Below are 12,364 nucleotides of genomic sequence, written 5' to 3'. Positions count from 1 at the left end.
CCGGCAATTGCTTTTGAGGTGGTGACGCTATCGAAGCTGATTGCAGCTCCTGTCCGAGGGGTGGTCCTCCCGCACGGCTCTGACGAGTCCGACAACCGACACCATGGCCCAAACGCCTTCGAGGATGAGGAAGCCCCATTGATGCTCTACCGCTGCATCGATTCCCAGAATGGTCGAGCCCAACGCGTTCAGGCCCAAGAAAAGCCGAGACTCGGGCTTCAGAAATCTGAGTTGAGACAGGACGAAAGCGGCCAGGACAAGCGATGAACCGGCAACCTGCACAAGAATGCTCACTGAATTCTCCAGATGCGTCGTCGTCAGGCCGGGTACGGCGCGTCTCGTCCGGAGGATTTCTCAGAGAGTCCCTTCGCGAACTCTACGACAGATCGCTCATTGAGTGAAGAAGGCCGCATGCGTAACGCGTTTGTTGGTTCGCGGTGTGAGAGATAGTCAGCGCCTCGTTGCTATCTCCTAGAAGATGGCTGCTCCTCCGCCGAGGACCGCGGCGCTCAACCCGGCGAATTGCATCCTCGTCAACCGCTCACCCAGAAGTAACCGGCCCAGCAGGGCTGTGATCGCTGGGGCGAGTGCGCCCATGAGGGCCACGAGCACGAGGTCTCCTGTGGCGAGAGCGAGCGTGAGGAAGATATTCGCTCCTCCGTCGGTCAAGCCGGCCAGGACGGCCGCTGTAAACGAGGTCCTCCGGGCCGGAGTCGGCACCTCAGCCCGCATCCGTGCGGATCGCCTGAAGCTAACGACCGCGACAAGCGCGATGATGGGCAGCATCACTCCGAAACGCGCGGCGGCGACCGGCCAGAGTCCCGCGCCGCTCGGGGCCAGTCCGATGGTGATGATGAAGAATCCGAAGGCGAAACCGGCCAGCACGCCGTACACGGGTCCCGCTCCCCTACGTGACGGCGGAGTGCTACCAGCACCGGTTTGCGGCTCGCGGCAGACGAGCACGATCGCTGCGAGAGATGCCGCGAGTGCCGCAATGCGGAGTGGGCTGATGCCGTGGTGAACGATTGCTCCCGCCAGGGTGACCATGATGGTGCTCGTGCACTGACTGCCGGCCGTCACCGCTCCGACGGGCCCGATCGCCAGGCCGCGATAAGAGAGGATGAGGCCTACGCCGCCCACGATGCCGGCGATAAACCCCGACAGCAGCCCGGATTGGCTCATCTTGCCTGGACATGCGAACGCTGCCGTGACAACCAGTGTCAGGCTCGCGAGAGACGAGATGACGAGAACCTGCGTGACCGGCCGCGCGCGGCCTGCCATGCCTGCACTAAAGCTGCTCAGCGCGACGAAGAGCGCGTCGATCGCAGCGAAGAATCCAACCACGGTATATTACTACTATATTATCAAATTACACGCACGTTGGGCGCGACCTCGCCCGGCCTTGCAGCCTGCTGTCCGCGGTGGGCCTGATGGGAACCCTGGTCGGAGTGGCATTGTCGATGGCGGCGGCCACCCTCCCGTACGCGGTGTTGCTTCTGCGCCCGTTCTATCTCGCGGTTCCGCGCGAGGTCGGGGAGGCTGCTCAGGTGGATGGAGCCGGTCCCATCAGGTCGTTCTTCTCTGTGACGATTCCGCTGGTGCGTAACGGTGTCCTCGTGTGACGATCCTGTCTTCATCGGCGCGTGCGGAGCGCGTCGCAGAGGTCCGCCCGCGAAGTGGAGCCCGGCTCCTGGGGGCGAAAGCCGGGCTCCACGATCTCGACCGGGCATCCCTCAAGCGGTCTCCGTTGGTGCGAACTCGATCCGATACCACTCGACGGGTTCGGAGCCGATGTAGTTGGTCACGGGGATCTCCACCCAGTCACCGTGCCGGGTCGGCGTGACCGGCTCCTCCCTGCCCGCTACCACGGCGACCACGGACGGCGCTCCCCGGTGGACGGTCCGGAAGCGCAGGTCGCCGCTGCCGGCGGCGACCGCGCCCAGCGAGCGCGCGCGGTGGATCGGTTCGTCGTCCCGGGAGGCGATGACGGTGTCGCACGTGGTGCGCACCTCATCGGCTGCCTCGGCCGGCGCGATGACGCCCTCCTCGACGCTGCAGCGCAGGGCTGCGACGGTCAGCCCGCCCTCTTCGCGCCTCAGCCAAGACCGCGCGTGCGCCGTCAGCGATCCTCCGTGCGTCCGCGCTTCGAGCACCTCGATCTGTGCCGGGCGCGTCGTGCGGCGGGTCAGCTGGCGGAGGCCTCTCTGCCGTGCGATGTCGACCCGGCTCGGCAGCGTGTCGCTCTGGTCGCCGTTGAAGCTGTTGAGGGATCCGAGCGGCCCGGAGGCCACGGTGTCGAACCAGATGTCGCGCACCGCTGTCCAGTCGTAACCGCCGGAGCCGTAGGTGGGAACGCCGAGCGGTGACAGGAGTGAGCTGAAGAACACCCTGCGGTTCACCTCCTCGGCGTATTCGCCGGCGTTCAGGTACAGGTCGTCGGTCGAGTGCTGATCGACGAATTCCGCGAGGAGGGGGGAGAGGTTGTAGTACATCACCACCACGTCGGGGTCGACCTCCCTCATCGCCCCGACGATCACCCGCAGGGATTCAAGGAGGATCCGCTCCCCGCCCCATTCGCGTCGAGCGGGCGCGGCGTGGCGCATCGAGGGGAGCTCGTACCCGAAGTCGAACTTGATGAGATCCGGCCGGTAGCGGCGCATGAACCGGCGCGCGGTTTCTGCGAGCCGCTCGGCCACGTGGGGCCGGGAGACGTCGAACAGGTAGTAGCTCTGGTCGAAGAGCGCACGGGTGACGGGATTGCCGTCCGGGTCGCGCAGGACGTCCTCCACCGTCAAGCCCAGGCTCTCGGGGTCCTGGCACCGGATGAAGGCCGCCCACATTCCGATCGCGCGCCCGTCGGCGCGCACCCGGTCGAGGAAGGCCTCGAACTCGGGGAACCGGTCGGCGTCGTGTTCCAGCCGGCCGTACGCGGCCTCCCACCGGTCGTCGATCACGAACATCTCGGCGTCGAGGCCGCTGGCGACGAGGTCGTCGTAGATGCGCTCCAGCGCCTCCTGCGTGAGATCGCTGGCCGCCCAGTCGTTCGCGGTCTGCGCGCCCCAGGTGTTGAACTGCGACATGGTCGCGCGCAGGGCCTTGCGCGGGGAGTCGACCCGCGGCCGCACGATGCCGCGCTTCTGGAGGAGTTCGTAGTACGCAGCGATCGCCGAGCGGATGTCCGGTCCGAACGCCCAGATCCACCCGGTGCCGAGGGTCAGTTCCTCCTCACCCGTCTCGTAGGTCTTCCAGCTGGAGCCGAACACGCGGAGGAACGGGCTGGCGTACTCGTCGAAATACCGGATGTGCTGGTCGCCGGTCGGGATCTCCTCCAGGCCCATCACGAAGACGTCCGACTTCCCGGTGGTGAGGGCGCTGCGGGTGTTGGACCAGCCGTCGATGCTCCAGCCGCCCCAGAAGTACAGCGGCAGAGCCCACTGCTGTTGGACGTACGCGGGCTCGTCCGTGCTTCCGCGCCCGATCGTCGAGGTGATGCTGAGCCGGACTTTCGCGGGGATGACCGGGGCCAGGATGGAAGACTCGGTCGAGCCGGGGTGCAGGAAGAACTGACTGTGCAGACCGGGCAGGGCCTGGTGGTCCTCCCAGCGGGCGAACAGGGTCATCGTCTCGACGTGAGTCTGCGAACCGGCCGAATACCGGACCGGCGCGAGGCGCAGCCAAGTCTCGCCGAATTCCCACGTGACGGTGGTGGCGGCGTCCCCGTTCACCTCCGTGAAGCGGAGCGTAACGGTTGAGGCCGCCGTGTCCGCGGCCACGTCCGAGAGGACCCCGGGGAACTCGCGCGTCTCGCCGCTGCCAGCGACGACGACCTGGACGGAGGGCTGAGCGCTAGCGTGTGCGACCAGCCGGCCGCGCGCATCCCGGAGCCGGAACGCGGCGTCGTCCTCGTCCAGCCGCCACTCGTAGTTCTCGCCGACGACGGTGACTCCGTCCTCCCGGCTGATAATGCGAACGCCCATCTCTCTCCTTCGAACCGATTGCAGGCTGTGAGTATTATAGTAATAATGGAACACCGGCACCACTGATGATTGGATTTCGCATGACCCTCCCCGTCGAGAGCACTGGCGCCCTTGCTGGACTACGAGTGCTCGACGCAACCCAAATGCTGGCCGGGCCCCTGGCGGCGACCCGGCTCGGTGACCTCGGCGCGGATGTCATCAAAGTGGAGAGCCCGGGAACGGGCGAGTTCAATAGGACGCACGGATTCGGCGACCAGTTGGTGGACGGCGAGATGTCGACCTTCGTCGCCGTCAACAGAAACAAGCGTTCTCTTGCGATCAACCTCAAGGACGAGCGGGCGAGAAGCGCGTTCGACGAACTGGTGCGTGGCGCCGACGTCCTCATCCAGAACTTCCGCCGGGGGACGGCCACCCGTCTCGGGCTGGATTACGAACGGCTCTCTTCGCTGAACCCGGGCCTGGTCTACTGCTCCATCTCGGGCTACGGCAGCGAAGGCCCGTATGCCGACCGTCCCGGACAGGATCTGGTCCTCCAGGGGTACTCCGGATCGATGTTCTCGGTGGGTGCTGAGGATGATGCGCCGGTGCCGGGCGCTCTCTGGGCCGCTGATGTCATGACCGGCTACCAGGCGGCGATCGGCATCCTGGCCGCCCTTCACGCCCGTAGCGTCACCGGGCGCGGTCAGCATGTCGAGGTGGATATGTACTCGGTCGTGCTGGACGCCCAGCTCCAGGAGCTTGTCACCTTCCTGAATACTGGCTTCCGCCCCCAGCGGTCAGCGGAAAGCTCCGCTCACGCGGCCATTCCCGCCCCCTACGGCGTCTACCGAACGAGTGACGGCTGGCTCACCCTCGCGATGTCCCCGCTGCCGGCGCTCGGCGAGATGCTGGACGACGACTGGCTCCGCACGCTCACGGCGTACAACGACGGGCACGAACGCCGTGACGAGGTCTTCGCTCACATCAGGCACCTCTTCGAGGGACGGACGACGTCCGAATGGGTTGCGCTGGCGGACGAGCATGGTGTGTGGGCCGGACCGGTCTACGACTACGAGGACCTCCCGGGCGACGTGCATCTGCGCGAGACTGGGGCGTTCGTCCATCAGTCGGGAAGCTGGACAGGCGCGCCGGTCGTGACCCTCCGGCCTCCGATCAAGCTGTCCGAGTCGGCGGTCGGCATCCGGCGCGGGGCGCCGAGGCTGGGTGCCGATTCCCTGGACGTGCTCAAGGAGGCCGGCGTCGACCCCGCGACGATCGACGCTCTGATCGCAACCGGGGCGGTGACCACGACCGAACGCCTCCCGCTGTCGCAGACGGTGTGATCATATGATCAGTGCATGGTGACATACGGGCGGGGAATCCACGGGCAGGTCGTCGATGCACTCGGCTCGCGCATCCTCGAGGGAGCGCTCCGACCGGGGGATGTCCTCGATCCCGACGCGGTCCTCCACGAATTCGGCGTGTCACGCACGGTGGTGCGGGAGGCGATCAAGGTCTTGGCGGCGAAGGGTCTCGTGGATGCCCGCCCACGGACGGGCACTTTCATCACCGAACGATCGCGCTGGCAACTACTCGACGCCGACGTGATGTCCTGGCGGACCCGGCGCGAGGTGGATCCTCTGCTCCTGTTGGAGCTCGGTGAAGTGCGCCAGATCCTGGAGCCGTTTGCGGCCAGGATGGCGGCCCAGCGACACACCCCGGCGCAGCTCGAGACGCTCCGGCTCGCACTCATGGGCATGGAGCACGACGGGCATGCCGACCATGCCGCTTTCATCCAAGCCGACCTGGACTTCCACCGCGGCGTCCTCACTGCGGCGGGGAATGAGCTCCTGCAGCGGTTCGAGGTGATCCTGGAGCCCGCGTTGCGGTCGCGTGACGCCTTGCTGCACGGCGACCCGGGGGACGATTCGTTCATGGAGAGCCACTGGGCGGTCTTCCATGCCATCGAGCGACAGGATGCCGACAAGGCGGGCACTTTGATGCAGTCGATGATGGACCGCGCGGCAAACGACGTGCGGGAAATCCTGGGCGCGCGCCCCACCTGAGAGTCGGGCTCGTTGACGCCTTTCGCTTTTGTCATATAATAAGACGAACGCAAAGGAGCCTCATGAACGTCCTCCCGGGCCGCATCCGCCTCGAACGACACGGGTCGTCCGCATCTCTTGTCATCGACCGACCGACCAAGCTCAACGCGATGACGGTCGATATGGACAGGCAGATGAACGAGCTGGTCTACGAGATCAACAACGATGCATCGCTCAGAGCGGTGGTCCTCCGCGGTGAAGGCGACCGCGCCTTCTCCGCCGGGAGCGACATCAACGACCTCGACGAGTACGGCTCCAACTGGGAGTACCGGAACCGCTTCGACCGCCGTCGGGATTATGCGCGGGCGGTCTGGCAGATCCGCAAACCTGTGATCGCGGCGGTCATCGGGTACGCCTACGGCGGCGGCCTGGAGATGGCGTGCGCGTCGGACATCCGGATCGCGTCGACGACCGCGACCTTCTCCGCGGGGGAGATCCGCTGGGGCTGGCACGGCGGCTCGGGTCAGACGCAGTTCCTGGCCAGGCTGATCGGGGCCGGGGACGCGCTGAAGCTCCTCCTCACCGGCGAGCCGATCGATGCGGACGAGGCGCTGCGGGTGCGATTGGTCCAGGAGGTGCTTCCGCCGGAGGAGGTCGTCGAACGGGCGATGTCACTGGCCGCCCACATCGCAGAGCTCTCGCCCATCGCGATCGAGCGCACCAAGTACATGGTCCGCATGGCGGAGAACATGCCGATGGAGGCCGCCCTCCTCGCCGAGAACGACTCGTTCTCGTACATCATGATGACTGAGGACGCAGCGGAAGGGCAGCGCGCGTTCGCGGAGAAGCGCAAGCCGGAATTCAGGGGCCGATGATGAGCGGTCCGACTGCGCACGTGACCGAACCGCGCCCGGGCCTGCACCGAGTCGACATCCCGCTCGGGGACCGGATCTCCAGCCTCTACCTGGTGAGCGGCTCCGGCAGTGTGCTGCTGTTCGACACAGGGATCCGCGGGGCAATCCCCGAGTCCCTGATCCCAGCCCTGTCACAAGCCGGTGTCGACCCCCGCCGGATCCAGTCGGTGGTGGTCTCCCACTGCGACGTGGACCACTTCGGCGGCGTCGACGATGCCCATCACGCGTTCCCGCATGCCAGGATCCTCGCGCATGAGGCCGACCGCGCCGCCATCGAGAGCGTCGACACGTTCCTGGAGGCCCGCGGCCGCGGTTTTCTCGCCGAGTACGGCCTCGACGAGTCGCCGGAAGCGATCGCGTGGATGCGGGCGTCCGCCGGGAGCGGTCCGGTCGACGACGTGGTCGGCGACGGAGCCGTCATCGACCTCGGCGGGACGGAAGCGGAGGTGCTGCACCTCCCCGGCCATACGCTCGGTCACCTCGGGGTCGCGCTGGATGGCGGCGCCGTCCACATCATCGGCGACGCGATCCTCGGAGAATCGGTGGACAACGCGGACGGATCGCCCGCATTCCCTCCGACCTACCGACTCGTCGCGGCGTACCGGCAGACGATCCGGCGTCTGGCGGAGCGGCCGCCGGAGCTCCTGCTGACGGCGCACTATCCGACGCTTCAGGGGGAGGACGTGGTGCGCTTTCTCGAACGCTCCGAGGCGTTCGTGGACCGGCTCGAGGCGCTGGTGATCCACGAGGTCGCCCGCGAAGCTGACGGCGTCTCCCTGCCGGTTCTGCTGGACCGGATCAACCAGCAGGCGGGACGGTGGCCGTCCGAGGGCACCGCCACCGCGCTCGCCTACCCTGTGGTCGGGCATCTCGAAGACCTGGAGGCGCGCGGTATCGTCGAGCGCCTGGGTAGCCGGCAAGCGTACCGGTGGAGGTCGGTGGGATGAGCCTCTCCGAGAAGGTCGCCTGGTCGGCCGAAATCTACGAGGCGGAACGCGACGCTCGCGAATGGCTGGCTCGGAGCCCCCGCAGCGGCGCCGAATCAGCTCCGGTCGTCGTGGGGGAGGAGTTCGTGCGAGGGTTGGCCGACGCGCTCACGAGCCTCCCGTTCGCCACCTGGAACTTCGGCGACTCCATCGCCTTCGAGGCCCTCTTGAGAACGTCCGAGGGCACCGGTGACGAGCGGTGGGCCTCGTTCATCCAGGGATGGGGGCGCGCCTGGGCGACGCGATCAGAGCCGTTCGTGCGTCTCGACGCGACCGTGCCTGGCCGAGCACTCGTCCAGGTGGCCGAGCGGTACGGGGACTTCCGCCTCCTCGCGCAGCTCCGTGCGCTCGCCGACTACTTGCTGAGTCGGCCAAAGATCCGCGGTGTGTACGAGCTCTGGCAGAGCGCGCCCCTGATCGCGCCGTACGGCTCCGGCCCCCTCTCGGACCGCGACGCCGCCTTTCTCGCGCGACCGCCCGCGTGCGTGTGTGTCGACGCTCTGCACTTCGACCCTCCGTTCCTCGTCGCGCTCGGAACTGCGACGGACGAGTTTCGCTACGTCGACGAAGGTATCGACCAAGCGGCGCGGTTCGTGGATACCCTTCAGCGAAGCGATGGGCTCTTCGACCACTTCCTCCTGGCGGGCGTGGAGGGCACCTTCGGCTCCGGTTGGGGCCGCGGTCAGGGGTGGGCGCTGCTCGGATTGCTCGACGTCATCGAGACGTACCCCGTCGGCTACGAATCTGCGCGCGTGACGCCCCTGCGCGAGGCGACAGTCCGGCTCGTGGAGGCGATGGTGGGCCTTCAGCGTCCCGACGGTCACTGGCCCGTCGTGGTCACCGACCCCGGCTCCGGGGACGAGTACTCGACCACCGCTTTCATGATCGCCGGCTTCTCGCGGGCAGCTCGGCTGGGACTTGTCGATCGCGCCGTCGTCCGCGATGCGCTGCAGCGCGCGACGGCCGCCTTCGTGCGCTCGTTCGATCGCGACCTGGCGCTCCGCAACGTCTCGGCCGCCGTCTATGCGTCGACCGTTCCCGAGCACTACGCCCACGTACCGGTGGGATACGTCGTGCCTTGGGGTCAGGGCCCGGCCCTCATGGCGGCTTGGGAGATCATCGAGGAGGCTCGCGGATGATGGCGACGATCGTCACGGGCGGAGGGCGGGGGATCGGCGCGTCGACTGCCCGGGTCCTCGCCGCGCAGCATGACGTGGTCTACGTGGGCGACATCGATGCCTCGGCCGCAGAGCAAGTCGCCTCCGGAATCCGGGACTCCGGGGGCCGAGCGGTGGCCGTGCGGCTCGACGTGGGTGACCCGGGTGACTGGGATCGTCTCCGAGAGTCCGTCGAGGCTGCCGGGGACGTGGTGGACTGCGTAGTCAACAACGCCTTCACGCTCACACTCGGACCCGCGCATCTGCTCGCGGAGGACGACTGGACCCGTCAGATTTCCGTGAACCTCGGAGCCGTGTATCGGTCGATACGCACCTTCTCCGACACGTTGCTGGCGAACGGCGGGAACGTGGTGAACGTCTCCAGCGTGCACGCGATCGCCGGATTCCCCGGGCACCCGGCGTACGCCGCGGCGAAGGGCGGCATGGTCGCGCTGACCCGGCAGCTCGCGGTCGAATACGCGCCGAAGCTCCGGGTCAACGCCGTGCTCCCCGGGTCGGTCATGACACGTGCGTGGGATGCCGTGAGCGATGAGGATCGCGCCGAGCATGTGAACCATATTCCACTGGGCCGCTTCGGCGCGCCGGTCGAAGTGGCGAAGGCGATCGCCTTCCTGGCGAGCCCGGATGCGAGCTACATCACGGGGGAGACGATCGTGGTCGATGGCGGACTCACGGTGTCGGTATGACCGGCTCGCAGAGCACGGGCTGGCCGTACTCCGAGGAGGAGGAGCGGGTGACGGTGCACGGCGACGGACTCACCGCCGAGTTCCTCCCTTCCCGCGGGGCGAAGATCGTCTCCCTTCGGGACGATGAGGGCCGCGAGTGGCTTGCGCAGCCGGAGAAGGCCGTCGGCCGCCCGGCGCGCCCCGGCGACGACTTCCTCTCGGCCGAGATGGCCGGATGGGATGAGTGCGCGCCGAGCATCGTCGCGTGCACCGTGCGCGGGGTCGACATCGCCGATCACGGTCACTTCTGGACAGCCGCCTTCAGCCAGACCGGGCGGGTGAGCCGCGCCGAGGACGACGTCTACGGCGTCGCACTCGAGCGCATCATCGAGCCTGCCTCGGGCGGACTCCGCATCTCCTATCGGGCCACGGGGATGCGGAGTCTTCCGCTGCCGTTCCTCTGGGCGGCGCATCCGCAGTTCCTCGCTCCCCCCGGGACCCGGGTCGTGCTTCCCGAGCAGGTCACCGAGGTGGTGGACGTGCTGGATCCGGCGCTGCTGCGCTCCGGCTGGACGCACGAACTCTCTGCCATAGACACGGTCCCGCGAGGGGGATGCCGCAAGGTCTACGTCGAGCCCAGGACAGCTGTCTGGAGCGCCATTCTGCGCCGGCCCGACGCTCAGCTTGAACTCGAATGGGGTGACGAGTGCCCGTACCTCGGCATCTGGTACGAGAACGGGATGTACCGGGACGAAGCCGTCATCGCGATCGAGCCGACCACCTCGTACTTCGACTCGCTCGCGCTGGCCGACGACCTCGATCGCCGCCCGATGCTCGTCCCGGGGGCGTCGCTGGAGTGGTCGCTGACACTTCGCGCGCTGCCGTCATGAGCGAGCGCGACACCACCCCGTCGCGCGCCCGACTGGTGACGATGGGCGAGACGATGGCCGTCTTCTCCACGGACGAGCGCTGGCGCACGAGAGGCTCTACCGTTCTCCGGTCGGCCGGCGCCGAGTCGAACGTCGCGATCGTCGCCGCCCGCCTGGGCGCCCCCTCCACGTGGATCGGACGCGTGGGGTCGGGCGGGCTCGCCGAACGCCTGATCGCCGATCTGGCGGCCGAGGGGGTGACCGTATGCGAGATCCCGGATCCGGGGGTGCCCTCCCTTCTGCTCAAGGAGCGAAGGCTGCCCGACGGGCCGCATATCCAATACGTCCGCGAACGGGGGCCGGGGTCCCGGCTGAGCCCCGCCGACCTCGAGCCGGCGTTGCTGGCGGACGCGGCGCTCCTCCATGTCACGGGCGTCACGCCGGCGCTGAGCCGAACCGCGCGCGATGCCGTGTTCGCCGCACTCGCCCTCGGCCGCGATGTCGGCAGCGCCATCTCCTTCGACGTGAACTACCGGTCACGCCTGTGGGATCGTGCGGAGGCGGGGCCTGTGCTGCGCGCGCTCGCCGAGCAGGCGGACATCCTGTTCATCGGGGACGATGAAGTCGACGTCCTCTTCGAGGGGCGGCTCTCGGGCCCGGAAGCGGCCGGCTATTTCGTGGACCGCGGAGTGCGAGAAGTCGTCCTGAAGCAAGGCGGGGCGGGAGCGCTCGCGTTCTCGGACGGCCGGGTCGTCCAGCAGGAGGCCTTCATAGTCGACGTCGTCGACCCGGTCGGCGCCGGCGACGCCTTCGCGGGAGGCTATCTCGCCGAGCGCCTCCGTGGCGAACCGATCGGGCTGGCGCTTCGGACCGGCGCCGTGTGCGGTGCGTTCGCGGTGCGAAGCGCGGGCGATTGGGAGGGAGCGCCCACACGTCGCGACGTCCAAGAGTTCCTGGCCCACGGGGGCACCAGCCGATGAGTACCGGCGGTACGCCAGGCGCCCGGCCCGAACACGAGGGAGAGTCATGAGCAGAACGACGAGCGCGCAGGCAGCGCTGGAGGCGATACGACGCAGCCGGGTGATCGGGATCGTGAGGGCGAGGTCCTCCGCTGAGGCTCTGGACGACGCTCGAGCCCTGCGTGGGGCGGGTGTCAGTGCGATCGAGATCTCGCTGGTCACGCCCGATGCCGTCGATGTCATCGCGCGTCTGGCCGAGGAGGGATTCTGCATCGGCGTCGGGACCGCCCTGCGGACGGAGGAGGTGGACGCGGCCGCAAGGGCCGGCGCGGCATTCGTCGTGTCGCCCAATCTCGACGAACGGGTCGTGGCGGCGACGCTGGGCCATGGCCTGGCGAGCCTTCCCGGCGTCGGAACCGTGAGCGAAGCCACCCGGGCGCGTGAGCTGGGTGCCGACCTCGTCAAGCTCTTCCCGGCGGTGACCTTCGGCCCCGAAGGCGTCAAGGCCATCCTCGCCTCGCTGCCGGACCTTCAGCTGGCCCCGACAGGCGGTCTATCCGTCTCCGATGTGCCCTGCTACCTCGAAGCAGGAGCTGCGGCGGTGGGCATGGGGTCGGGCCTGGTGCGGGCGGCGCGGGAGAATCCCGAAGCCGTCCGGCGGCTTGTAACCAATTAGTAATATAAAATTATTGACTGACTAGTGGTGGTCGATTTACCCTACTGAAAAGCGGGGATCGCTTACCCCACCCCCACACAAGAAAGCGAGTCAAAGATGACCCTCAAGTCGCGGAG

The 12,364-nt window shown here is 67.7% G+C and carries 13 protein-coding genes and 1 riboswitch; of the genes, 10 read left to right on the top strand and 3 right to left on the bottom strand.

Annotated elements, in window-relative coordinates; all coding sequences use genetic code 11:
* Positions 1-27 precede the first annotated feature (27 nt).
* Both FPT20_RS18255 and FPT20_RS14320 read right to left on the bottom strand, forming a co-directional pair.
* Entirely contained in the window at positions 28-282 is a 255-nt protein-coding gene (locus tag FPT20_RS18255) for a CBU_0592 family membrane protein (RefSeq protein ID WP_442786509.1), read from the bottom strand.
* Between the two features lie 23 nt (positions 283-305).
* A riboswitch (guanidine-III (ykkC-III) riboswitch) is annotated at positions 306-369 on the bottom strand.
* A gap of 102 nt (positions 370-471) precedes the next feature.
* Entirely contained in the window at positions 472-1,344 is an 873-nt protein-coding gene (locus FPT20_RS14320) for an EamA family transporter (protein WP_158866406.1), read from the bottom strand.
* Positions 1,345-1,430: 86 nt separating this feature from the next.
* On the opposite strand from FPT20_RS14320, the gene FPT20_RS14315 reads away from it, so the two are divergent.
* A complete protein-coding gene (locus tag FPT20_RS14315) occupies positions 1,431-1,622 on the top strand; it encodes an ABC transporter permease subunit (protein WP_158866404.1) in 192 nt (63 codons plus the stop codon).
* Between the two features lie 111 nt (positions 1,623-1,733).
* Here the strand turns inward: FPT20_RS14315 and FPT20_RS14310 are convergent, their stop codons facing one another.
* Complete coding sequence (locus tag FPT20_RS14310; RefSeq protein ID WP_158866401.1) at positions 1,734-3,977, bottom strand: hypothetical protein; 2,244 nt, start codon at positions 3,975-3,977, stop codon at positions 1,734-1,736.
* An 80-nt stretch (positions 3,978-4,057) separates the two neighbouring features.
* Between FPT20_RS14310 and FPT20_RS14305 the strand changes: the two genes are divergently transcribed.
* The 9 genes from FPT20_RS14305 to FPT20_RS14265 all read left to right on the top strand — a co-directional run bounded on the left by FPT20_RS14305 (position 4,058) and on the right by FPT20_RS14265 (position 12,248).
* A complete protein-coding gene (locus FPT20_RS14305) occupies positions 4,058-5,299 on the top strand; it encodes a CaiB/BaiF CoA transferase family protein (RefSeq protein ID WP_158866398.1) in 1,242 nt (413 codons plus the stop codon).
* Between the two features lie 15 nt (positions 5,300-5,314).
* Positions 5,315-6,022 carry a FadR/GntR family transcriptional regulator gene (locus FPT20_RS14300; protein ID WP_158866395.1) on the top strand — a complete coding sequence of 236 codons (708 nt, stop codon included), beginning with the start codon at positions 5,315-5,317 and terminating at the stop codon, positions 6,020-6,022.
* 62 nt (positions 6,023-6,084) lie between these two features.
* Complete coding sequence (locus tag FPT20_RS14295; RefSeq protein WP_158866393.1) at positions 6,085-6,876, top strand: enoyl-CoA hydratase/isomerase family protein; 792 nt, start codon at positions 6,085-6,087, stop codon at positions 6,874-6,876.
* A gap of 20 nt (positions 6,877-6,896) precedes the next feature.
* Entirely contained in the window at positions 6,897-7,862 is a 966-nt protein-coding gene (locus tag FPT20_RS14290) for an MBL fold metallo-hydrolase (protein WP_158866391.1), read from the top strand.
* Positions 7,859-9,040 (top strand): glycoside hydrolase family 88 protein, encoded by a 1,182-nt coding sequence (locus tag FPT20_RS14285; RefSeq protein WP_158866388.1) that lies wholly within the window; start codon positions 7,859-7,861, stop codon positions 9,038-9,040. The genes FPT20_RS14290 and FPT20_RS14285 overlap by 4 nt, the downstream gene beginning before the upstream one ends.
* The gene (locus FPT20_RS14280) at positions 9,037-9,765 is read left to right on the top strand and encodes an SDR family NAD(P)-dependent oxidoreductase (RefSeq protein ID WP_158866385.1); all 729 of its coding nucleotides are present in this window, start codon (positions 9,037-9,039) and stop codon (positions 9,763-9,765) included. Before FPT20_RS14285 ends, FPT20_RS14280 begins: the two co-directional genes overlap by 4 nt.
* On the top strand, positions 9,762-10,634 hold the full coding sequence (locus FPT20_RS14275; protein ID WP_158866382.1) for a hypothetical protein: 873 nt from the start codon (positions 9,762-9,764) through the stop codon (positions 10,632-10,634). The genes FPT20_RS14280 and FPT20_RS14275 overlap by 4 nt, the downstream gene beginning before the upstream one ends.
* The gene (locus FPT20_RS14270) at positions 10,631-11,593 is read left to right on the top strand and encodes a sugar kinase (protein ID WP_158866378.1); all 963 of its coding nucleotides are present in this window, start codon (positions 10,631-10,633) and stop codon (positions 11,591-11,593) included. The genes FPT20_RS14275 and FPT20_RS14270 overlap by 4 nt, the downstream gene beginning before the upstream one ends.
* A gap of 46 nt (positions 11,594-11,639) precedes the next feature.
* Entirely contained in the window at positions 11,640-12,248 is a 609-nt protein-coding gene (locus tag FPT20_RS14265; RefSeq protein WP_158866375.1) for a bifunctional 4-hydroxy-2-oxoglutarate aldolase/2-dehydro-3-deoxy-phosphogluconate aldolase, read from the top strand.
* The last annotated feature ends 116 nt before the right edge of the window (positions 12,249-12,364 follow it).

The sequence above is a fragment of the Leifsonia sp. AG29 genome, from assembly GCF_009765225.1.
Lineage (GTDB): Bacteria > Actinomycetota > Actinomycetes > Actinomycetales > Microbacteriaceae > Leifsonia.
This window is presented reverse-complemented; position numbering and strand designations above follow the sequence as displayed.